At 35.4% G+C, this 24,328-nt stretch carries 20 protein-coding genes; 18 read left to right on the top strand and 2 right to left on the bottom strand.

The genetic code is table 11. The annotated features are described in order from the left end of the window. Positions 1–89: 89 nt before the first annotated feature. Genes BM183_RS12450 through BM183_RS12440 form a run of 3 tightly spaced genes read left to right on the top strand, consistent with a single transcriptional unit; the run spans position 90 to position 3,820 of the window. On the top strand, positions 90–980 hold the full coding sequence (locus tag BM183_RS12450; protein ID WP_091687204.1) for an ABC transporter permease: 891 nt from the start codon (positions 90–92) through the stop codon (positions 978–980). 11 nt (positions 981–991) lie between these two features. Next, complete coding sequence (locus tag BM183_RS12445) at positions 992–1,867, top strand: carbohydrate ABC transporter permease (RefSeq protein ID WP_091687203.1); 876 nt, start codon at positions 992–994, stop codon at positions 1,865–1,867. A gap of 54 nt (positions 1,868–1,921) precedes the next feature. Further along, on the top strand, positions 1,922–3,820 hold the full coding sequence (locus BM183_RS12440) for an alpha-amylase family glycosyl hydrolase (protein WP_091687202.1): 1,899 nt from the start codon (positions 1,922–1,924) through the stop codon (positions 3,818–3,820). A 304-nt stretch (positions 3,821–4,124) separates the two neighbouring features. Here BM183_RS12440 and BM183_RS12435 read toward each other — a convergent pair whose 3' ends face one another. Next, positions 4,125–5,675 carry a response regulator transcription factor gene (locus tag BM183_RS12435; protein WP_091687201.1) on the bottom strand — a complete coding sequence of 517 codons (1,551 nt, stop codon included), beginning with the start codon at positions 5,673–5,675 and terminating at the stop codon, positions 4,125–4,127. Beyond that, positions 5,656–7,434: a sensor histidine kinase gene (locus BM183_RS12430; protein WP_170847994.1), complete on the bottom strand. Its 1,779-nt coding sequence runs from the start codon at positions 7,432–7,434 to the stop codon at positions 5,656–5,658. The genes BM183_RS12435 and BM183_RS12430 overlap by 20 nt, the downstream gene beginning before the upstream one ends. 449 nt (positions 7,435–7,883) lie before the next feature. Here BM183_RS12430 and BM183_RS12425 point away from each other — a divergent pair, with 449 nt between their 5' ends. The 15 genes from BM183_RS12425 (at position 7,884) to dhaK (ending at position 24,324) form a co-directional block, all read left to right on the top strand. Continuing rightward, positions 7,884–9,116 carry an ABC transporter substrate-binding protein gene (locus tag BM183_RS12425; protein WP_091687199.1) on the top strand — a complete coding sequence of 411 codons (1,233 nt, stop codon included), beginning with the start codon at positions 7,884–7,886 and terminating at the stop codon, positions 9,114–9,116. 177 nt (positions 9,117–9,293) lie between these two features. Further along, on the top strand, positions 9,294–10,163 hold the full coding sequence (locus BM183_RS12420) for a branched-chain amino acid ABC transporter permease (protein WP_091687198.1): 870 nt from the start codon (positions 9,294–9,296) through the stop codon (positions 10,161–10,163). Further along, positions 10,164–11,162 (top strand): branched-chain amino acid ABC transporter permease, encoded by a 999-nt coding sequence (locus BM183_RS12415; RefSeq protein WP_091687197.1) that lies wholly within the window; start codon positions 10,164–10,166, stop codon positions 11,160–11,162. Continuing rightward, positions 11,155–11,916 (top strand): ABC transporter ATP-binding protein, encoded by a 762-nt coding sequence (locus BM183_RS12410; protein WP_091687196.1) that lies wholly within the window; start codon positions 11,155–11,157, stop codon positions 11,914–11,916. The genes BM183_RS12415 and BM183_RS12410 overlap by 8 nt, the downstream gene beginning before the upstream one ends. Then, a complete protein-coding gene (locus BM183_RS12405; RefSeq protein ID WP_091687195.1) occupies positions 11,909–12,625 on the top strand; it encodes an ABC transporter ATP-binding protein in 717 nt (238 codons plus the stop codon). Before BM183_RS12410 ends, BM183_RS12405 begins: the two co-directional genes overlap by 8 nt. 61 nt (positions 12,626–12,686) lie before the next feature. Then, a complete protein-coding gene (locus tag BM183_RS12400) occupies positions 12,687–13,532 on the top strand; it encodes a transketolase (protein WP_091687194.1) in 846 nt (281 codons plus the stop codon). Continuing rightward, positions 13,520–14,446: a transketolase family protein gene (locus BM183_RS12395; protein WP_091687193.1), complete on the top strand. Its 927-nt coding sequence runs from the start codon at positions 13,520–13,522 to the stop codon at positions 14,444–14,446. The genes BM183_RS12400 and BM183_RS12395 overlap by 13 nt, the downstream gene beginning before the upstream one ends. A gap of 408 nt (positions 14,447–14,854) precedes the next feature. Next, entirely contained in the window at positions 14,855–16,573 is a 1,719-nt protein-coding gene (locus tag BM183_RS12390) for a methyl-accepting chemotaxis protein (RefSeq protein ID WP_091687192.1), read from the top strand. 558 nt (positions 16,574–17,131) lie between these two features. After that, complete coding sequence (locus tag BM183_RS12385; RefSeq protein WP_091687191.1) at positions 17,132–18,412, top strand: L-cysteine desulfidase family protein; 1,281 nt, start codon at positions 17,132–17,134, stop codon at positions 18,410–18,412. Between the two features lie 63 nt (positions 18,413–18,475). Next, positions 18,476–19,633, top strand: coding sequence for an ABC transporter substrate-binding protein (locus BM183_RS12380; protein WP_242960984.1), 1,158 nt, complete (start codon positions 18,476–18,478; stop codon positions 19,631–19,633). 163 nt (positions 19,634–19,796) lie between these two features. Continuing rightward, a complete protein-coding gene (locus tag BM183_RS12375; protein WP_091687190.1) occupies positions 19,797–20,672 on the top strand; it encodes a branched-chain amino acid ABC transporter permease in 876 nt (291 codons plus the stop codon). A gap of 4 nt (positions 20,673–20,676) precedes the next feature. Further along, complete coding sequence (locus BM183_RS12370) at positions 20,677–21,723, top strand: branched-chain amino acid ABC transporter permease (protein WP_242960983.1); 1,047 nt, start codon at positions 20,677–20,679, stop codon at positions 21,721–21,723. A gap of 62 nt (positions 21,724–21,785) precedes the next feature. Further along, positions 21,786–22,565, top strand: coding sequence for an ABC transporter ATP-binding protein (locus BM183_RS12365; protein ID WP_091687189.1), 780 nt, complete (start codon positions 21,786–21,788; stop codon positions 22,563–22,565). Further along, on the top strand, positions 22,549–23,256 hold the full coding sequence (locus tag BM183_RS12360) for an ABC transporter ATP-binding protein (protein WP_091687188.1): 708 nt from the start codon (positions 22,549–22,551) through the stop codon (positions 23,254–23,256). Before BM183_RS12365 ends, BM183_RS12360 begins: the two co-directional genes overlap by 17 nt. Positions 23,257–23,337: 81 nt before the next feature. Further along, the gene (gene dhaK, locus BM183_RS12355) at positions 23,338–24,324 is read left to right on the top strand and encodes a dihydroxyacetone kinase subunit DhaK (RefSeq protein WP_091687187.1); all 987 of its coding nucleotides are present in this window, start codon (positions 23,338–23,340) and stop codon (positions 24,322–24,324) included. The last annotated feature ends 4 nt before the right edge of the window (positions 24,325–24,328 follow it).

Genomic DNA, 24,328 nt, shown 5'->3' with positions numbered 1-24,328 from the left:
CTAGGGGCTGTTAAAGGGCAAGTCGTCTTTTAACAGCTCCCGCTAGGTAAAGATTGCATAAGATTTAAAGATGAAATGGAGGATTATACATGAAACATTTGAAGCGGGAAATGAGTTATCATCTTATGCTGTTACCAGGAATGCTTGTTCTTGTTCTTTTTACATTTGTGCCGTTATTCGGTCTTGTTATGGCATTTCAGAATTATGTACCTGCTAAAGGAATAAGTGGCTCTAAATTTGTAGGTTTACAAAATTTTAAGTTTTTATTTGTCCTTCCAGATAGTAAGCAAATACTGATTAATACCTTGATAATAGCATTGGGAAAAATGATACTAGCCATTGTTATTCCCGTTTGTTTTGCACTGCTTTTAAATGAAATTCGTATAAAATGGTTTAAGAAGACGGTTCAGACAGTGGTATATTTGCCACACTTTTTATCATGGGTAATTCTGGCGTCTGTTGTACAATTTATATTTGGTTATGATGGTCCAGTCAATGCAATTTTATCTCTTTTTGGAGTAGATCCAATTATGTTTATGGCAAGTAATAACTGGTTTAGGCCATTGATGATTATCACTGAAACATGGAAAGAATTTGGGTACGGTTCTATCATATATTTAGCAGCACTTACATCCATTGACCCAGGTTTATATGAAGCAGCAGCAATTGATGGGGCAGGAAGGTGGAAACAAATGTTTCATGTAACACTTCCAGGTATTCTGCCAATGATTATTTTGATGACGACAATGAGTCTACCCAATATTTTGAATGCAGGCTTTGACCAGATCTACAACCTTTATAATCCACTGGTATATGAGACAGGTGATATTCTTGATACATTCGTATACCGGGTTGGTATGGTAGAGCGGCAGTATAGTCTTGCAACGGCTGTTGGTTTGATTAAATCGGTAGTTGGTATGGTATTAATCTTATCGGCAAATAAGTTAGCTGGAAAATTAACGGACCGTAAGATATTCTAGGAGGTGGAATTATGCGTAAAAAGATAAATATATCAGACGTTATCATATTTTTGGTTGTACTAGTGATGGGTTTATCCTGTTTGCTCCCATTATGGAATGTAGTTGCACTCTCATTCAGTGACAGTGCTTCTGCCACTGCAAACAGGGTTAGATTCCTTCCGGTTAATTTTAATCTGAATGCCTATAAAAAAATCATGGAGGATGCACAGTTCTGGAAATCTTTTATGATATCTGTCGTAAGAGTAATTCTTGGAACAGTAATTAATATGCTTCTTACAATTTTGATGGCATACCCATTATCAAAAAGTAAAAAAGAATTCAGAGCTCAGGGTATCTATATGAAGCTGGCAATTTTTGCCATGCTGTTTCCGGCGGGTATGATTCCGTTATTCATGGTTGTAAAGGATGTAGGATTAATGGATACTATCTGGTCAATGATTATACCTGCGGCGGTTCCTATAGGTAATGTTATTTTATTAATGAACTTCTTCCGTGGAATACCAAAATCGTTGGAAGAAGCAGCAGAGATTGATGGAGCTTCTCCATTCCAAGTATTATGGAAAGTTATGCTTCCCATGTCATTACCAGCACTTGCAACGTTATCGCTGTTTTGCATAGTTGGACACTGGAATGATTATTTTACAGCTATTCTTTATATTAATAGAACAGTAAATTATCCTCTACAGACCTATATAAGACAGATAACAGCTGCCTTTGATATGTCCAAGATTACCAACATAGAACTCTTAAAGCAGTACTTACAGGTATCTTCAAGAAATCTGAATTCTGCAAAGATTGTAGTCTCTGTAATACCATTATTACTAATATATCCTTTTCTTCAAAAGTATTTCGTAACTGGTATTGTAATGGGAGCTGTAAAAGAATAGGACTGGTAAAAGACTGTAGTTTAGATAAAGCAAATTAGGATAGGAGGAGTAGACATGATGAAAGAATGGCTTAATAGTGCATACTCTGATGGAAGTGGATATTTTGTAAGTAATCCGCTTCCTAAAAAGGGAGAGACAATACGGATTTTGTTGAGGTGCATTCGAAATGAGGAATTGAAATGTGTTATTCTTCGTGCAAAAGTAAATGGTGCGGAACAACTGATAACAATGAATGAATATAAAGAAGTAAATGGTCTTATATATTATTCTTGTGAGATAAGGATTTGGGAGGATGAACTAAGATATCAATTCTATCTGGTAACAGAGAAAGAAATCTATTATTATACACAATACAGGATTACGGATTATGTTCCTGATGAAATCTATGATTTCTGTATTCTCACCAACTATCAGCAGCCGGAATGGGTAAAGAAGGCAGTATTCTATCAGATTTTTCCTGACAGATTTTATAATGGAGATCCATCTAATGATGTTAAGACAGATGAATACCAGTTTCAGGGACATGGAACAATTCATATTGAAGATTGGAACATGGAACCAATGGATTATTTACATTCCTTTGGTCTGGATTTCTATGGAGGGGATTTGAAGGGGATTAAGGATAAAATTCCATATTTGAAAGAACTTGGGGTAACTGCGTTGTATATTAACCCAATCTTCCGGGCCGCAACGGTTCACAAGTATGATTGCATTGATTATTTTGAAATTGATGAGCATCTGGGTGGTAACCAAGCGCTGGCTGAACTATCCCAAGTTCTACATGAGAATGGGATGAAGATTGTTCTGGATATTTCCATTAATCACACGGGAAGTGCAAGCAGGTGGTTTAATAAAGAATGTATATTTTATCCTGAGTCAATTGGTGCTTATCATAATAAAGATGCCAAAGAGCGGTCGTATTATTTTATTAATGATGACAATAGTTATCTTGGTTGGTATGGCGTAGAGTCATTACCTGTCCTAAACTATACAAGCCAGGAACTGAGAGATAAGGTATACCGGGCTCAGGATTCTGTTATTAAAAAATGGCTGAAAGAACCATATTGTATTGATGGTTGGAGATTTGACGTAGCAGATGTAATGGCAAGAAATAATAAATTCCAGCTTCATAAAGAAATATGGCCAGAAATCCGTAACAGTGTTAAGGAGGAAAAAGAAGATGCATATATTTTAGCTGAAGATTGGGGAGACTGCGTGGAACATCTTCGTGGAAATGAGTGGGATGCAACAATGAATTATTTTGCATGTGCAAGGCCAATTCGGGAGTTTGTAGGAGAGATAGATTTATTTCAGCAGAGGAAAGAAGAATTACAGTTTTATTTGTCTAAAATGACAGCAGATAATCTTCGTAATAGAATTGCTCAATATCTGGGTAAACTACCTTTTACTATGCAAGAAGTACAGTTTAATATGATTGATACCCATGATATTAGCCGGTTACATAATAATGTCAGAATTTCGTTTGAAGATTATAAAACAGCGGTAATTTTGTACTTTACACTTCCGGGAACTCCAAGTATCTATTATGGTGATGAAGTGGGAATTAAAGGACGTATTCATGATGTGGAAGGCAGTAGATATCCAATGCCGTGGAAAGACGGTAAGGAACGATCCAAATATTATCAGCTGTATCAGAATCTTACCAGACTAAAAACGACCAAGGATGCATTGATGTATGGGGGTCTGAAGTTTATATCCAGCAATGATTATGTTCTGGTATATGCAAGATGTTCAGACATGAAGACGATATTTATAATTGCCTCTGCTGATGACATGAAGAGGGTGGTTAAGATACCGTATACCTATTATGGATATACAAGTTGTGAGAAGGTAACGGATGCGCTGGGTGCGAAAGTAAACTGGGATGTATTGAATAATAAGTTAAATATTTACGTTCCACCACATAGCAGTTATATATTGGAACTCAACTAAATGCGGTGATTATAATAAAAGCGGATAATGGTAGCACTGGTATTTACACGAAAGAGAACTTCTAAGAAATCCTTACTGGTGTTTACAGGCGGCTAAGGAGTTAAGAGATGAGATTACTTGGCCTAAGCAATAAGAAAAAGCAAAGTTAAGGTAAATGATGAAATAGAGATGATATAATGATAAAATGATTAGCAGAGTCACTGAAAAACTGTCATTCTTACCGTAAATTCAAATATGCAAAAAAGAAGAATGACAGTTTATTGTTTGAAATCGGTGCTTTCTTTGATTACGTAATATAACTATATTATTTGCTATGTATATTTCTATACTTTATTGGTGTTAACCCCGTAGATTTTTTAAAGATTCTTGTAAAATAATTCTGCGTGGAGAAACCTACAGCTTCCGCAACCTGATTCATAGAATAATCGGTTTCCTTAAGAAGTAATTTGGCACGTTTTATCCGCACATCTTCGATATAATCACTAAAAGGTACATTCATTTCTTTTTTAAAGAGCTGGCTAAGATAAGAACTGTTTAAATATACATACTTAGCCACATCGTCAAGAGTGATTTTATTCATATAGTTATCATCAATATATTGTAGGGCAGTTTGTATGGATAAAGTTCTGCCGGACAATCTTGATTTTGCATAGTTGGTATATTCTTTTAAAAATTGTGTGGCGGTATCTTTTAAATCCCCGTAGGTTTTGGAATTATTAATATCTTCTGACAGGCCATCCAGTTTCTCAACAATTTGTTGATCTGTAGAATTAATGATAATGTCGCTTGATAAAAGGATCCTAACAGCTCCCCGGATAGCGGAAATTAATTTGGCAGGAATGAGCTGTCTTTTAAATGCATTTTCTATAAATAACAGCGTATCTTCTGTAATCTTGTCATAATCTCTTAAATCCAGATGTTTTTGAATCAATGTATATAGAACTGATTTATTGGAATGTTGTTCTATCACTAACTTTAGCTTTTTACAATTGGTATTATAAAAACTGCAAAAGTCAATTGTCTCAACCCCGGAATCTATGGTACTCTTTATAGATTTATTGGATTTATACGGAAGAAGAATGCTGTCGCTTAAAGACAACTGCTCATAGCTTGATAAGTTATTGCTTAATATGGACATAAGCTTTATATATTCTTCTTCCTGATCCTCCAGTATAGTTGCGGCAGAGTTATAAAATATAACTGAGGAATCATGACTTAGGGGGAAAGCTATCCCATTATAATTGTTTGCCAGTATAGTATCCATAGCCAAAGAGGCAATACGTTCACCGGATGTATCATTCTCGGTAAGTACCGTAAAGATAACAATCATAAGATTATCTAAGGATAAGGCCGGACTCAGCCTTTGTAAAAATGAGAGAGAATCAATACCTTCTTCATTCCTTGTATATTCTTTATAGAGGGCTGTAAATGCCGGTATCTGGTTATTCTCTTCACAATTATCCAGGGTGTATTTTTTCTCCATACGAATACTGTTTTGTACTTTCACTAAAATCTGAGATAAATCATCCAATTGCATTTCAGCTTTTAGTATATAGTCCAGAGCCCCTGCTTTGAGAGCGTTTTTTACATAGTCAAAGTCATCGTAAGAACTTAATACGCAGAAACGTATGGCCGGAAACTCCTTTTTTAATGACTCAATCAGGTCCAGGCCGTTTATAACTGGCATTTTTATATCTGTTATAACGAGCTCAATTGAATTCTTTCTACAGGCTTCCAAAGCTTCCTGTCCATTGGAAGCTTCAAATATGAATGTTTGTATATTTTGAATTTGCTGTAATAATATTTTCAGCCAGTTTCGAATTAATAAATCATCATCAACTATTAAAATGTTCATAATACAGGAACTCCTCCTCGCTTGTAATTTTAGGTATATTGATCCTTATCTTTGTAAATTTGTCAGGTTCACTCTCGATATTTAAACTATATTTTTTACCAAAAGTAAGTTCAATACGGTCTTTCACATTTTGTAATCCAATGCCTCTTCTGTGCTTTTTCTTAATGTCAGCCTTTGAAACAAAGCCTACTCCATTATCATATATTTCAATATATACCATATTCTCCTGGGAATAACCTTTGATAGATAGGTATCCATCATTGTTCTTAGGCTTCAATCCATGCATAAATGCATTTTCCACCAATGGTTGAAGGATTAATTTAATTGTTTTACAATCCAGAATGTCATCTTCCATATGTATATCAACGGTTACCTTATTAGAAAATGCAAATTTCTGAATGAAGATATAATCTTCCAAAATACTGATCTCTTTTTGAATACTCACGAATTCTTCGGTATCGGAAAGGCTGTTTTTCAGAATTCTGATTAAGGAAAGGATAATATTATCCACATCTTCTTTTTTTTCTGTATAGATCAAATAACGAATGGAGGCTAAAGTGTTGTATAAAAAGTGAGGATTGATCTGTGTTTGCAATGTAATAAGTTCTGCCTGCCTTTTCTCTTCCTGTTCCTTCAAAAGGTTGTCCATAAGTTGTTTGATTCTTTCTATCATGGAATTAAATTTATGAGACAGGTCTCCGATTTCGTCATTGGATAAAATAGGAACTGTTACATCGAAATTATTCGCTTTTACTTTCTCCATATTTTGATATAAAACTTGTATTGGTTTTGTAAACTTTGTTAAAAATACGGAGCATAGCATAATAGTAATGATAAAATAGATTCCGATAACCAATAAATACAGGTAATTGATAGAGTTAAAATAAGATAATAAATTATTCAGATCCTCCATAAGGAATACCTTCCAATTGGTGGTCTTTATAGTATAATGAGTCATTAAAATCTTTTCATTATTTACTTTACTTACTATATTACTGCCGGAATACTTATACATATAATTAAATACCATTTGGGGTATTATATTGAAATTCAGATTATCTATATTTGAAATTAAATTATTCTGTTCATCCAATATATATATGCTGGAATACTCATCAATGTAGCCGGAATATAGCTTACGCAATTCGTTTTCTGATATTCCTAATATCAAAATTCCGGTCTTATCCCAGGTCACCCGGTCTTGAAGCTCTCTAATTAAGTAAATGTAGTTTTGTCCTGGTGTTGTAAATATTTTATCAAGTGTTTCGTCTTTTAACCATAGGATACCGGAAGGCTTGTCTAATAGACTTTGATACCAGTTCTTATCAGTAATTTCAAGGGAATCCGCTTTATGAATAAGGGTGGCATCACCTAAGAATTGCCCCCGGTTTGTAATAATTACAGAACTAAAATTAACATTACTGATTCCAGCATTATATTTGCCAAGTATATGATTTAGGTACTCTATATCAGGATTGAAGTGAATATTCTGATTATATTCTTTAATAAAGTCATTAAGTTCATTATCTAAATATAAAAGATTCGATACAGACTTTAGCTGTTCAAACTCTCCGTCCATCAACCCGGTAATCTGCATTAACTCATTGTAAGCTATATCAGCAGCGGTGTTTTTCATAGTGTTTTTTTGAATTTGAAAAAGAGCCAGACTAAATAATAGAAAAGGGATAATAACACCTGTCAGATAACTATGTATCAACTTTTTTTTAATGGTAACACGTCTTTGTCTGAATTTTTGCATATATAATAACCGTGCTCCTTTCGTCGGTTGATAGAACTTTATTTTTAACTTTTTCGGTACTTCCAGCATGAGCTAATTAATAAAGTCTTTTAATTGTATTAGTCAACTTAATGAATAAAATAAGAAAGTTACCATTATAATTATAAAACATTTACGACATTTATCAAGAAGTTTATAAAGAAATTACTAAAATAATAAAAAAATTGCTATAATTATCTCAAAAAATCGGTAAATTATAAATAAAGTGTACATAGACCCAACCAAAATGAGTATCTTTTTGTTGAAAAATCTTTATAATTGGTATTACTTGAATATATAAAGTATTGAGGTACAAAGGTTGAAAGAAAATAAAATAAAAAAGAATCTGTACAGGATTCTTTCAACCTGTTTATTTGTAAGTGTCTCATCTGTAAACAGATGGGATACTGAGTGTAAAAGGAGGAAAAGGTATGTTTAAAAAGTTATCAGCATTATTTTTAGTACTTGCTATGAGTATATCTCTTGTAGCATGTGGCAATGCAGGGAAAGAAGAAACAAAAGAAAATACAACATCTGAAAACGGTAAAGAGACGGGAGGCACTGAGGAAAATTCCAGTGAAACAATTAAAGTTGGCTTATACGGAACAATTACAGGTCCTAATGCCTTAGCCGGCGAAATGCTTGAAAAGGGTGGAAGATTAGCAGTAAAGCAAATTAATGAAGCAGGAGGTGTCAATGGTACTCCTATTGAACTTATTGTTTATGATGATAAATCTTCACCGGAAGGTGCTTTAAAAGCAGTTACAAGATTAATCGAAGTTGATAAAGTTGTTGCTATTGCAGCATCTAACTCATCACCTAACATCTTAGCTACAACTCAATTATCTGAAGAAGCGAAACTTCTCCAGGTTGGCGGTGGTACAAGTCCATCTTATACCAATGCAGGTTTTAAATATTTATTCAGAGGCACTGCAAATGGCAGTTTGCCAAACTCAGCAGCAGTAGATGCCATGAAAGAAATGGGCGTTAAAACAATTGGTATCTTAAGTGTAGCTGCTGAAAATGGTGAATCCGGTGTTAAAAGTTTCAAAGGCTTCATGGGAGATGATGTAGAAGTTTTAGTAGAAGAGACGTATCAACCTACAGATACCGATTATACCGGACAAGTTAATAAAATTCTTGCAGCCAATCCAGATGGGGTTCTGATCTATGGTATGACCAATGAATGTGCACTTGCAATTAAGCAATTCAGGAGAAATGGTTATGAAGGATTTATCTACGGACCGGAAGCTATGGGTGTACCTGATTTAGTTAAAGTAGCCGGAGAAGCGGCAGATAATGTAATATTTGGTTCAGCAGCAGTTATTCCTGCAACAGTGGAAGACGCGATTAACGATGTAGAAAAAGCTTTCCTGGAGGCATTTATTGCAGAATATGGGGAATTACCGGTGTCAGATGTTGTTTATAGAGGATATGACTCTGTTATGTTAATTGCTGAAGCACTTAAAAATGCATCAGACATTAAAGATCCGGATTCTATTCGTGAAGCAATGCTTAATGTAAAAGGAAAAGAACTGATTCAGGGAATTTATGATTTTTCCGAGGCTACCGGAGATGGTTTATCAACAGCCCGTAATTACATCATACAGGATGGAAAAAATGTTTCCTTTGCAGAATGGAGAAAAGCAAATCCTGAAAAGTAAAAAGTTAATGATATATTAAAGAATTAAGACTGTTACAAATATGTCATTCTGAGACTGAAAGGCGGAAAATAAGCTTTATTTAGTTTAAGACATAATATAGCCGGACATGTGCTCAGAATGACATGATGATTTTAGGTTATTATTTTAAGGTGCTAAAGCACCGGAATTGAGGTCAATATGGTTATTCGATTAATTATCGGTGCACTTATGATTGGCAGTGTATACGGTGTAGTTGGAATCGGATATGGCTTAATATATAAAGCCTCAGGGCTTATGTCCCTGGCACAGGGCGACATGCTTATGTTTGGTGCATTTTTAGGAATCACGTTTTATAAATATCTTCAATTACCTTTCATAATTGCTTTGTTATTAACTATGATTATTATGTTTATGCTGGGTATGTTTATAGAGCGGGTTATGGTTACTAAATTAATCGAAAAAGGTGCTCAGACGGTTTACATAATTTTATGTACCATATCCATATCAATGATTTTACAAAATTCCTCCATGTTAACATGGGGAAGTAATGTTTTACAGTTCCCTGCAATTTTCAACTCTGCATCCGTTAAAATTTTTGGAGTTAGCGTTGCACCGGAGAATTTACTAGTACTGGGAGTGGGAATTATTATTATGGTTGCCCTCCAATTATTTTTAACAAAAACAAAGTTCGGCATATCCATGAGAGCCGCTGCTCAAGATGAAGTAGCAGCCAGTGCACTTGGAATCAATGTACCTCTTACAAAGGGAACTGCCTGGGGAATTGCCTCTATGCTGGCTGGTGCAATTGGTGTTGTAGTGGGGCCGGTATTTGGTGTTTATATGTCCATGGGTGCCATGATAGGGCAAAAAGCTTTCGCCGGAGCCGTAGTGGGCGGATACGGTAATATGTTCGGAGCAATTATTGGCGGTGTATTCTTTGGATTTTTAGAGACATTTGTTTCTGCATATCTGACCTCCAATTATAAAGATTTCATTACATTTGGTATTTTGATTATTGTTATGATATTAATGCCAAAGGGAATTTTCAATGAGGAGGTAATGGAATAAATGGAACAAAATAAAAAGTCGGCAGGGCAAATTATTAACGAGAAGAAGTTCTTGATCTTAGAAATTATAATTGTTGCTTTGATAACAGCATATATGCTTCGAGGCACCTATCCTTCTCTTATCCTGTGTTTTATATGTATTAATACAATAGCAGTAACAGGACTTGATATTTTATTTGGCTATACAGGACAAGTTTCTTTTGGACATGCAGGCTTCTATGCCATTGGAGCATATACCTCCAGCATCTTGTCCATAAAGTTAGGTATTCCGGTAGTAATCAGTATGATTATTGCAGCTTTGGTGTCCATGTTCTTTGGATTTGTAATTGCAATACCGGCATCTAAGTTGGTAAAACACTTTTTATCCTTATTAACCATTGCTTTTGGTAATATGGTATACATATTTTTATCTGTTACAAAAGACCTTACAAATGGATTCAGCGGAATTTTAAATATTCCAAACTTAAATCTATTTGGTTTTCGATTTAAAAGTAATCAAAGCTATTTCTTCTTATTCGCAGCGGTTGCTATTTTAGTTCTAATCGGAAAGAAAAGATTGATTCATTCCAGATTCGGAAGAGCTTTAATTGCAGTCAGGGAAAATCCTCATGCAGCAGCCGGAATGGGTATTAACGTAAAATACTATAAAGTTATGGCGTTTGCTCTAAGTGCCTTATTAACCGGCTTAGCAGGTGCGTTCTATGCCCACCTTATAGGATTTATCAGTCCGGATGGCTTTAATAATAATCAATCCAATGTCTTTATGACTATGTTATTATTTGGCGGTATTGCTTCTTCTTTTGGGCCTTTGATTGGATCAACCATCTTAACTATTGTAACAGAAGTGATGCAAGGATTTGTTCGTTATCAGATGTTATTATATGCCATATTTATTCTGCTTGTATTATTCTGTATGCCAAATGGTGTATCAGGTGTAATTGCCAATATAAAATCAAGAATTGCAAAGAGGAAGGGAAAGAAGGTGGAACCCCGTGCTTAAACTGGAAGATGTTACAATTAAATTTGGCGGTCTCACTGCTGTAAATAATGTTTCACTGGAAATACCGGAGGGAAGCATATTTGGACTCATTGGACCAAACGGTGCAGGTAAGACTACACTATTCAATTTGATCAGCGGTGTGTATAAACCTACAAGCGGCAAAATCTATTTCCAGGAGAAAGAAATAGAAGGAACAACACCTTATAAAGTAAATGAATTGGGAATTGCAAGAACCTATCAGAATATTAATCTATTTAAAAAAATGACTACTCTTGAAAATGTTATGGTAGGGTGTCACACAAAAAGTAAAGCAGGAATATTTGATGCAGTATTTAAAACCAAAAAGCAAAAATCCGAAGAAAAAGCTATTATAGAAAAAAGTATGAATATTCTCGAATTCATGGGATTAAAGGATAAAGCCTATTATAAGGCCAGCAATCTTTCTTACGGTGAACAAAGAAGACTGGAAATATCAAGGGCAATGGCTTCGGAACCCAAATTAATTCTTCTTGATGAACCTGCAGCCGGCATGAATGCGAATGAAAAGTTAGAATTAAACGACACCATTCAGAAGATGAATAAACTTGGTATTACAGTTCTTTTAGTAGAACATGACATGAAGGTTGTAATGAATATTTGCGATACCGTATGTGTTCTGAACTATGGTAAAAGATTATGTGTTGGTGAACCGGATTACGTACAGAACAATGAAGAAGTTATTGAGGCTTATTTAGGAGGTGATATAGATGTCTAAAGTGTTAGAAGTAAAGGAGCTTAATTTCCATTATGGAGAAATTCATGCATTACAGGGAATTTCATTGGATGTATCCGAAGGGGAAATCGTTACTTTGGTTGGAGGTAACGGAGCGGGTAAAACTACAACTTTACGGTCTATCTCCGGCCTCCTTGGTAAAATAACTTCCGGTGAAGTATATTTTATGGGACAAAGGATCGACGGCCTGAAACCTCATAAAATAGCATCTATAGGTCTTGCCCAATGTTTGGAAGGAAGGCATATCTTTGGTAATTTAACCGTAAGTGAAAATCTAATGATGGGAAGTTATAAAAGAAAAGATAAAGGTGTTTCTGATGATTTGGATTATGTTTATGGTTTGTTTCCAAGATTAAAAGAAAGAGAAAAGCAAAGTGCCAAAACCCTGTCCGGTGGTGAGCAGCAGATGTTGGCAGTAGGCAGGGCACTTATGCAAAAGCCTAAAATCATAATGATGGATGAACCATCCTTAGGACTTGCACCACTGATTATTAAAGAAATATTTGAAATTATAAAAGCAATTAATAAAGACGGTATCTCCGTATTGTTAGTTGAACAGAATTCAAAAGCAGCATTGCAGATCGCTCACAGAGGTTACGTGATTGAAACCGGTAAAATCGTTACCAGCGGCTCTGCAAAAGATCTTATGAATGATGAAACAATACAGGCCAGTTATTTAGGTAAAAAATAATTAGTATGTATTAAATGTGCTAAAGGGCTGGAATGCTAAAGCACGCAGATGGGAGCTAAAGATGAATATAGTAAGTTTAAAAGAAAAATGTAACCAATTAAGAGTGGATACTTTAAATGAAATCTATGAAGCTGGTTCCGGACATCCCGGCGGTTCTTTATCTATGGTAGAAATTATGGTATCTCTATACTATTACAAAATGAATATAAACCCGGGAAATCCAAAAGATCCCTTCAGAGACCGTTTCGTACTTTCTAAAGGACATGCAGCACCTATTCTATATGCTGTATTAGCGGATAAAGGATATTTTGACAAGAAAATGCTAAAAACATTACGTAAGCTCCATAGCCCCCTGCAAGGACATCCCGATAAGAAAAAACTTTCCGGGGTGGATGCCTCAACCGGTTCTTTGGGACAAGGAGTTTCTGTGGCAACGGGTATGGCTCTGGGGGCAAAAACATTAAATAACGGTGTTCATGTATATGCAGTGCTTGGTGATGGAGAGCTGCAGGAAGGTATTGTGTGGGAAGCGGCTATGGCTGCCAGTCACTATAAACTAGACAATTTGACTGTTATTGTTGATAATAATGGTTTACAAATAGATGGTTCTTGTGAACAGGTTATGGGGGTGGACGATATTGGAAGGAAATATGAATCCTTTGGATTTACCGTATATGATGTAGCAGACGGCAATGATCTGGAACAAATTATAGAAGCTTTAGATGCACCCTTTCATGGAAAACCAAAATGTATTGTAGCCCATACCATTAAAGGTAAAGGCGTATCCTTTATGGAGAATGTTGTAGGCTGGCATGGAAAGTCTCTAAATGATGAAGAACTGGAAAAAGCATTAACAGAGTTGGGAGGTGCTAAAGCACCGGAATCGAGGTTAAAATGTCAAATCTAATTGCAACCAGAGCCGCATATGGTGAAGCCCTTGCAGTACTTGGTGAAAAAAATAAAAGAATAGTCGTATTAGATGCGGATCTGTCTCATGCAACTATGACCTGTAATTTTGCTGAGAAATATCCGGAAAGATTTTTTAATGTGGGAATCGCTGAAGCGAATATGACTTGTATGTCAGTAGGACTGGAAGATGCAGGATTTATTCCTTTTATAAGCACCTTTGCCATGTTTGGAACCGGAAGAGCTTATGAAATGGTAAGAAACTCAATCTGTTATCCCGGTAATAATGTAAAACTGGCTATGACTCATGCCGGAATCACCTTAGGGGGAGACGGCGGCAGCCATGAAACAATAGAAGATATTGCACTTATGCGTGTATTGCCTGGAATGACTGTAATCGTTCCCTGCGATGCCAATGAAACTTACAAAGCCATCGAAGCAGCAGCAGAAATAGAGGGCCCTGTTTACGTAAGATTGTCCAGAATGCCAACAGCAGTATATAAGGATATGCCATTTGAGATCGGTAAGGCCAATGTAATAAAAGATGGTAAAGATGCAGTAATTTTTACCTGCGGCACCATGGTCGACAGCGCTTTAAAAGCATCTTGCAGGTTAGAATCAGATGGAATAGATATAGCAATAATAAATATCCATACAATTAAACCTATAGATAAAGAAATTGTAAAAACCTATGCAGCAAAATGCAAAAATGTTATTACCTTAGAAGAACATTCTGTAATAGGCGGGCTTGGTGATGCTGTAGCAGAAGTGCTTTTGGAAGAAGGCGGTTATAGAATAAAGAAACTTGGAGTACAGGATCAATTTGGTCAGTCAGGAACTCCGGAGGAATTATTGGAGTGTTACCGGCTGGATTCTAAAAGTGTATATGAAGATATTATAAAATTTTTACAATAATAAGAATGAATAGAGGATTTATAAAATATAGCCCACAAATAAACCTTATATAAATAAGCTTCGTAAATAACCCACAAGAGGCTGTAACAAGCAAGGAACCGTCATCTTTAACCTGAAGATTGACGGTTCCTTGTTTTGTAACAGCCTTTACTTTAATGTCAATAAAAATCGCTTTTAGTTTAAAAATAAAACAAAAATGGAAAATAATTGTCGAAAACGATTGCAATATGGTAAAAAATAGTGTAAAATTTTAGTATAAATGTCATTTTGTACTATGTAAATCCAATCTCTTTATTTTAAAATCCTTACAAAGTTTATGTTTGTATGCTATCTCATACGAACATTTTATTTTTACTTCATAATAATCAGGGGTAAAAAAGTGAAAACATTATAGGAGGAGACATAATTATGAAGTTTTTTAATAATTTAAAGGTAAGAACGAAGTTGATCTTTTCTTACCTTATATTAGCTGTGATCATTTTTATAATCGGGTTTTATGCCACCAGTGCTTTAGAAAGGGTAGCAAATAACTCACAGCATATGTATCAGGATAAAGTACATGGAGTCAGTAAACTAAAAGAAATAAATATAAATCTTGTGGAAATCGAAAGCAATTTTTTGAAGCTTATATATGTAAAAGATGAGTCAGTTAAATCTAAATTATTAGACGAGATTGAATCCAATACATCCCAGATCATGGAGCTTCTTGAAAGTTATCAATCTTTATACTTAACAGAGAAGGAACAAAAAATCCTTCCGATTTTCCAAAGTCAGTTTGAAGAGTATCGAAATCAAAGGCTAGCCATAAGAAGATCTCTGGATAGCGGTGATTACACTAACGCAGTAGAAAGCTATAAAAAACTATCTGCGGTCAGAGTAGCTATGATGACTAATTTAGATACTATGATTCAAGCTAATTTTGATCACGCCAAAGCATTTAATGAGGAAAACCAAGGTATATATGTAAGTTCCAACATGATAATGACAATCTCTGGAGTAATAGGAGTATTAGTTGCATTATTTGTAAGTTTTATTATGATACACAATATAAACTCCGCATTGGTCAAAATTAGAGAACTTGCCACCAGATTATCTCAATATGACTTCTCTGTTCCTATTATCATGAAGAGAAAAGATGAGTTTGGACAAACTAGTGCTGCATTAAATAAAGCACAGGATAATGTAAGTGACTTAGTAAAACTAATTATGGAAAATTCTCAGGAAATGAGTGCTTCAAGTCAAGAACTTTCTGCTACTGCTGAAGAAATTACTGCAAAAGTTGAATACATAGATAATGCAGTGAAACATATAGTAGTGGGTATTCAAGATACCAGTGCAACTTCAGAAGAAATAACTGCTTCTGTAGAAGAAGTTGACTCCAGTATTAATGTATTATCCGATAAAGCAATAGAAGGCAGCAGTAATGCCAGCGAAGCGAAACAAAGGGCAAGGGAAGTTGAAAGAAAAGGAACTGAAGCCATCGAAGAGGTTAGAGCTTTATATGCTGAAAAACGTGAGAAGGTATTAAAAGCTATTGAAGATGGAAAAGTAGTAGATAATATCCGTGTTATGGCAGAAACCATAGCAAGTATAGCAGAGCAGACGAATTTACTTTCTTTAAATGCGGCTATAGAAGCTGCAAGAGCAGGAGAGCAGGGGAAAGGTTTTGCTGTAGTTGCAGATGAGATAAGGAAGCTGGCTGAACAGTCTTCACAGGCAGTATCTGCTATTCAGGATACAATATTAAAAGTACAGGAAGCATTTGGAAATTTATCTTTAAACGGTAATGAAACCTTAAAGTTCATTAACGAAAATGTTGATCTTAAATTTGAAGAATTCGGAAATGTTGGAAAGCAGTATTATAAAGATTCTGATAATACCAGCCAGATGTCTGAAGAGATTGCAGCCATGACAGAAGAACTAGCAGCTTCTATTGATCAAGTAAGTGCAGCTATACAAAATATAGCGGTAACCACACAAAAATCTAATGAAGAAGCAGAAGTTATTAAAAATAACCTAAGTGAAGCTTCCATAGCGATACAGCAGGTAGCGTCCACAACCCAAAGTCAGGCAGAACTTGCAGCGATATTAAACGATACGGTATTAAAATTTAAGATTAAGAAGTAACTTAATGTAATGATATAAATATAATTCTAATAAAAAAATATTGGTGCATGATTAACGCTTGAAATTTAACGTATCAGGCACCTTTTTTGTTACAAGAGTTCTATTGAAATATACACTGTTTTAAAATGATACACAAATATAGGATAGTGTAACATCAGGAAGAAATATAATGCAAAAATAAGTATTAATAAGTGGTGAAAGGCTGTATTTAACAGGGGTTTACCAGTTATGACCATTTTTGTTGTACAAAGTAATAAAAATTTGCTTTATTAATATAAAAAACAGAATAATATTTAAAAATTTAAAAAGGGTATAAAGGATTGTTTTATTCATGTGTTTCAGAATAGTACATTAATTTTGAAACTATTTATATATAATTGACAAAAAACCTCCGTTCTACAATAGCTAATTTGTATAATACAGTAGAAAAGTTGTTGGATGTGCATAATTTGTGTCGAAATACTTGAAAAAAATTAGTGATATGTTATAATTTGTACATAGAGAGAAACATATATCAAAATGACACACTTTTATAAATACTTTGTAAGGAGCAATAGTATGAGCATAACACAAGAACAGTATTTTACATATGTTAGTATTTTAAAACGCGAGTTGGTTCCTGCATTAGGTTGTACTGAGCCAATAGCCATTGCTTATGCAGCGGCTAAGGCAAGAGAAATCTTAGGTGATTTTCCGGATAAAATAGTTGCAGAATGCAGTGGTAACATTATTAAAAACGCTAAGGGAGTTATTGTACCCACTACCAAGAACCTAAAAGGTATCGAAGCAGCTTCTATTATAGGTGCAGTTGGCGGAGATCCTACAAGGGGGTTGGAAGTTTTAAGTAATGTAAAAGAAGATGATGTTGAAGAAACCAGAAGATTATTGGAACAGAATATTTGTGAGACAAAAATTCTGGAGTCTCCTGCTAAACTTCATATCATTATTAAAATGTACAAAGGGAATAATTACTCCTTAGTTGAAACCATACATACCCACACTGGAATCGTTCGTGTTGAAAAAAACGGCGAAGTTCTTCTGGATGTTCCTCATGATGTGGAAGCCGAGGAAGACAGTGATATTAACTATGATTTATTAAATGTTGAAGACATAGTGGAATTTGCTAATATTGTAGATATTTCAGAAGTAGAAGAAGTCCTTGCAAAGCAAATTGAATATAATACTGCGATCGCTAAGGAAGGTTTGAGACGTCCCTACGGGGCCAATGTTGGGGCCACTCTTTTAGAGGTGTATGGTGATGATATTAAAGTTCGTGCAAAGGCAATGCCTGCAGCAGGTTCTGACGCCCGCATGAGCGGTTGCGAACTGCCGGTAGTAATTAACTCCGGAAGTGGTAATCAGGGAATGACAGCTTCCTTACCAGTAGTAGAATACGGAAGGAAATTAGACTGTTCTGATGAAAAGATTTATCGTGCATTATGTATCAGCAATTTGATAGCAATTTATCAAAAGTCGGGAATCGGCAGACTATCAGCTTACTGCGGTGCAGTTAGTGCAGCAGCAGGTGCAGGAGCTGGTATCACATATCTTTACGGAGGAGATTTGGGACAGATCTCACAAACCATTACCAATACTTTAGCTAATGTTTCAGGTATCATTTGTGATGGTGCAAAATCCTCTTGCGCAGCAAAAATTGCCTCTAGTGTAGATGCAGCAATTGTAGCAACTATGATGTCTTTAAGAGGTAAGGCATTTGCTCCAGGTGATGGCATAGTTAAAGATAACATACAAGGAACAGTCGATGGAGTAGTCAGACTGGCAAAGGAGGGTATGAGAGAAACAGATGATGTAGTTTTAAAGATTATGGTTGAAAAATAATCTGTAAAGGAAACATTAAGGTTACTAAAGATTGGGAAAATATAAAAAGGGAAGGTGTGTTTTATGAAAAAAATGAAAAAAGTTTTATCATTGGCGATGATTTCCGCAATGACAATTTCCCTCCTTGCAGGGTGCGGTAAAAAGGAAGGATCCAAAGAAACAGGTTCATCAGCTGACACTATTAAAATCGCAGTTGCTGCCCCTATGACAGGCGATAACGCTGAGTATGGACAAGGTTTCCTGAATGCAGCCAATATGATGGCTGAAGAGTGGAATGCAAAAGGTGGAGTACTAGGTAAACAAATTGATATTGTACCCTACGATGATAAGAACTCTTCAGAAGAAGCTGCAACTATAGCTCAAAAAATTGTAAGTTCAAAAGATATTATAGGTGTTATCGGACATTTTGCATCCGGTGTCTGTATGACAGCAGCTCCTGTTTACAATGAGAATAATATTATTGAAATTTCTCCTTCAGCTTCACATAAAGATTACTCCGGTATCGGTGATTACATATTCAGAAATAATACAGTAATCAGTACAGAAGCAAAAGCCAGTCTTGATATTGCTGTAAATGATTTTGGTAAGAAAAACATTGGTATTATATCTATTAAAACTGACTGGGGTACCGGTACAGCTCAAGTTATCAAAGATTTAGCAACAGAACTTGAGGGCGATGGAGTTAAAATTGTTGCTCATGAAGAAGTAGTAGAAGGTTCTGATGATTACAGCCCGGCTATTACAAAATTAAATGAAGCAGGTGCAGATGTTGTAATTTGTGCTGGTATGTACAATTTAGTTGCTCCAGTTGCAAAACAATATAAACGTGTAAATCCTGATATCAAAATTGTAGGTTTCTCCAATGCATATAGTCAGCAATTAATTGAATTAGGTGGAGAAGACGTAGAAGGTGTTGGATTCCCTGTTATTTTCTTCTCAGGTTCTGAAGATCCAACAATCCAGGCATATGTAGAAAAATACAAAGGAAAATTCGGAAATGAACCAAGTGCATTAACTTCTCAGGCTTATGATTCAGTTGGTATGTTATTAACAGCTATTCAAGAAGCAGGAACAACAGATTCTGCTAAAGTAAGAGAAGCCTTAACCGGGGTTCAATATCCAGGTGTAGCTGGCGATACGAAATTCGATGAAAATGGTGATGTTCAGAAAGAATTCGTTAAAGTTACTATTGAAAACGGTAAATTTGTTCAAATGAAGTAATTAAGTATATTTTTACTGCATTTTGTAAGTTTACAAAGAGCGGAGCGGATACCTTCATTCCCTCAAAAACAACCCACTATCCGCTTCTGCTCGAATAAATTACTTAATTTAACTTTGCTTGAAAGGAGTATATTGACAGGAGGCTTCCTGCAATTGTGGAAAAATGATTATACAACAAATATTTAATGGGCTGTCAATTGGAATGGCTTACGCGTTGATTGCGGTTGGTTATTCTCTCGTTTTTGGTATATTACGGCTAGTTAATTTTTCTCACGGTTCTATCTATGCTTTCGGAGCCCATATGGCATTACTGTTTGTTGGAATGAACTTTGGAATAATTCCTGCTGTTGCCTTAAGTTTATTATTAACAGGTTTACTAGGAATTGCAATAGATAAAACAGCACTAGAACCTTTAAGAAAAAAACATTCTATACCAATCGCGTCATTAATTACAACAATTGGTATCTCTAACATCATTCAAAACTTATTAACCGCTTTTATGGGCAGTGAGAAGAAACCATTTCCAGGATTATTTGATTATGGAACAGTAAACTTAGGCTCCGTTCAAATCAATTCTTCTCAGATTTTTATGTTTCTCGTTTCTCTATTACTAATGATAGTCCTTGTAATAATCGTAAATAAAACAAAAATTGGTTTGGCTATGCGTGCTTCACAGCAGAATGCAAAAGCCGCCAATCTAATGGGAATTAATGTAAATTTCATAGTATCTTTTACATTCTTCCTAGGAGGTGTTTCAGCAGCCATAGCTGGTGTCCTGATCAGTGGATATTATCAGATCGTATATCCTACTATGGGATATATGGCAGGTCTAAAGGCGTTTGCTGCAGCGGTATTAGGCGGTATTGGTAGTTTACCAGGTTCCTTAATCGGTGGTTTAATTGTAGGTATTTCCGAATCTATAACAGCAACAGTATTTGGATCTTCCTACCGAGATTGTACAGCATTTATTATCTTAATTCTCGTTTTAATAATTAGACCAAATGGATTATTTGGTAAGAAAGGTATAACTAAGGTGTAATGATATGGTGAAAAAAATGGTATCTGAAAAATCTGGTAAAGGCTTTATTTACAATTTAGAAACATTTATTAGTAAATACAAACTACCTATTGGAATCATTAGTATTGTTATACTGTTAGTAGTACCCCATTTGGGATTCAGTCAATACATAATGAATATTCTTATTAAAATAGGTATCTATATTATGTTGGGTCTGGGACTTAATATTCTGACCGGTTATACAGGACTTGTATCTTTAGGACATGCAGGCTTTGTAGCCATTGGAGCTTATACTGCTTCTATCATAGCCATAAAGTCCGGTATGAATTTTATACCGTCTGCAATCTTAGGAGGATTATTAGCAGCTGTTTTTGGAATCCTTTTAGGTCTTCCGACCTTAAGATTGACAGGAACTTATTTATCTATAGTAACATTGGGATTTGGTGAAATTGTTAGAACTGTTTTAATGAACTGGGATTCTGTTACCAATGGAACTCTTGGAGTTAAAGGTATTCCAAAGCCTGAAATATTCGGAATAAAACTGACTTTAGCTAACAATGGTCTATATTATATGATGCTGGCTTTAGTAGCATTAATCACTATTTTTTGTATCGTTCTCATTAATTCAAAAACAGGCCGAGCATTTTTAGCGATTAAAACAGACGAAATGGCCGGTGTAATGATGGGTATTAACGTAACCTATTATAAAGTTCTTGCATTTGTTTTATCTGCTTTTATATCTGCAGTGGCGGGTGCATTCTATGCAACGTTAATCGGATACGTGGATCCAAACTCCTTTACCTTTGATATTTCAACTTTAATTTTAAGTATCGTAATTTTAGGAGGTATGGGAACTGTAAGAGGAATGTTTGTTGGGGCAGCTGTGTTGATTTCTTTCCCTGAAGTTTCTAGAAAGTTAATGGATTATCGTTTTGTTGTATATGGTTTAATCCTAGTGTTCATGATGCGTTTTCGTCCTCAAGGCTTACTTGGATGGAAATCTCAGATGCCATATAAGCTTTCAAAGAATGTGAAAAAGAGGTTGCAAGATTTAGAAAATTCACCTTCATAAGAGGTTTCATTTAAAAAAGTATTGAGAAAGGAGAGCTAGCTGTTATCAGTAGCTATGAAAATATGGCATATTTACAGGTTAATGGTATAACAAAAAGATTCGGTGGTATTGTAGCAGTAGATAAAGTAAGCTTTGAAGTAAATGAAGGTGAAATTGTCAGCATTATTGGACCAAATGGTGCTGGTAAGACGACAGTTTTTAACATGCTTACAGGAGTATATAAAATAGACGAAGGCGAAATCATATTTGATGGAAAACCAATCCATAATTTAAAACCCCAGCAAATCGTGAAAAGTGGTATTTCAAGAACCTTTCAAAATATTCGTCTCTTCCAGGACTTACGTGTTGTAGAAAATGTATTAGTTGGCACACATATAAGGACAAAATATAATTTATTAGAAAGCGTTATTCGTTCCCCTAAGTTTAGGAAAGAGGAAGATGAAAAAGTTTTTAGAGCAATTGAAATATTAAAATCCATTGGACTGGATCATTATCGAGATGATTATGCAGAGAATCTGCCCTATGGAGATCAAAGAAAGTTGGAGATTGCAAGAGCAATTGCTACAGGAGCAAAGCTGATTTTGTTAGACGAGCCGGCAGCAGGCATGAATCCACAGGAATCAGAGGAATTATTGCAATTCATTCGTTCCTTAAAACAAAAAGGATACACCATTATCATGATTGAACATGATATGAGCGTTGTTATGAATATTTCAGACAGAATCTACGTAATTGACCACGGTAAACCTATTGCAAGTGGCCTGCCCGCAGAAATCGCTAACAATGAAAGAGTAATTGAAGCTTACTTGGGAAGGGGGAGAAAAAATGCTGAAGATAAATGATTTACATACCTATTACGGAAATGTTCATGCATTAAAAGGTATTACCATGGATGTTAAGGAGAAAGAAGTCGTTTCCCTTATTGGCAGCAATGGTGCCGGTAAATCAACTTTAATTAACTCCATTTGTGGTATAGTCCGTTCCCAGCAAGGAAGCATATCCTTTAAGAATAAAGTGATCACCAATATGCCTCCATACAACATTTCCAAGGAAGGTATCAGTGTTTCTCCGGAAGGAAGAGAAGTTTTTCCTGGCCTTTCTGTAGAAGAAAACTTAAGATTAGGTGCTTATAATATAAAAGATAAAACTAAGATACAAGAAGGTTTTGAAAGAGTTTATGAATTATTCCCAAGACTTAAAGAACGAATTAAACAAGTTGCAGGAACTCTATCCGGCGGTGAACAACAGATGTTAGCCATTGGACGTGCTTTAATGAGCAATCCGGAACTCTTACTGTTAGATGAACCTTCCTTAGGTCTAGCTCCTAACATAGTTCTACAAATCTTTGACTTGATTGAAATAATAAATAATCAGGGAACTACCATTCTATTAATTGAGCAGAACGCAAACATGGCTCTGTCTGTATCTCATCGTGCTTATGTTCTTGAAAATGGTAAGGTTTCTATGTCAGGCATTGCAAAAGATATTGCAGATGATCCAAGAGTTAAAAAGGCTTATTTGGGTCAAGGCTAGTTTATATGACATCATGTTAATAGAGCCGAAGGCGAAGAATCCTAAAACAATTCATGAAAGTAAATAAAACAGGAGGTTCCTATGAAGAAGATAATTAATAAACCAACAGATGTAGTAAGTGAACTTTTACGGGGTATGGAAAAAGCATATCCAAGTTTAAAATACATTGAAAAGTTAGAAGTCATAACAAGAAGAGAAAAATCAGATAAGGTGGCAGTTATATCCGGTGGCGGAGCAGGACACGAGCCGGCACATGCAGGATATGTTGGAAAAGGTATGCTAGATGCTGCTATTTCAGGTAATGTATTCTCCTCTCCAAGTCCGGACCGTATTATTGAAGGAATTAATCAGACCAATTCAGGTAAAGGTGTTCTTATGATTATTAAGAACTATTCCGGTGATATTATGAACTTCGGCTTGTCTAAAGACATGGCTGAGATGGATGACATTGAAGTGGAAACCGTTGTTGTTAAAGATGACGTTGCAGTGCCGGACAGTACTTATTCTACCGGCAGAAGAGGTATTGCAGGAACTGTATTTGTACATAAAATAGCCGGAGCAAAAGCTGAAACAGGAGCAAATCTGCAAGAAGTAAAGGCAGCAGCAGAAAAGGCTATCGCCAATATTAGAAGTATGGGAATGGCTATGACTCCATGTACATTACCTGCAGTTGGAAAGCCAGGATTTGTATTAGGTGAAGATGAAATTGAAATTGGTATGGGTATTCACGGTGAACCTGGAGTGGAACGTACTAATGTAAAAACTGCCAAAGAATTAGCTGAAATTTTATTAAATAAGGTTTTGGAAGACTATGATTACAGCAATAGTGAAGTTGCACTTATGGTTAATGGTTTAGGCGGCACTCCATTAATGGAACTTTACATCTTAAATAATGAAGTACAGCAGTTATTAGAAGAAAAGAATATTAAAGTATATAGAACATTTGTTGGAAACTATATGACAGCGTTAGATATGACAGGCTGCTCTTTAACTTTAATGAAACTGGATGATGAATTAAAAGAATTACTGGATGCACCGTGCGATACACCTGCATTAAAGGTTTTATAAGGAG

The organism is Anaerocolumna aminovalerica, assembly GCF_900115365.1.
In the GTDB taxonomy this organism is placed as follows: domain Bacteria; phylum Bacillota; class Clostridia; order Lachnospirales; family Lachnospiraceae; genus Anaerocolumna; species Anaerocolumna aminovalerica.
The sequence above is the reverse complement of the archived record's forward strand: the minus strand, read 5'-3'. Positions and strand labels throughout refer to the sequence as shown.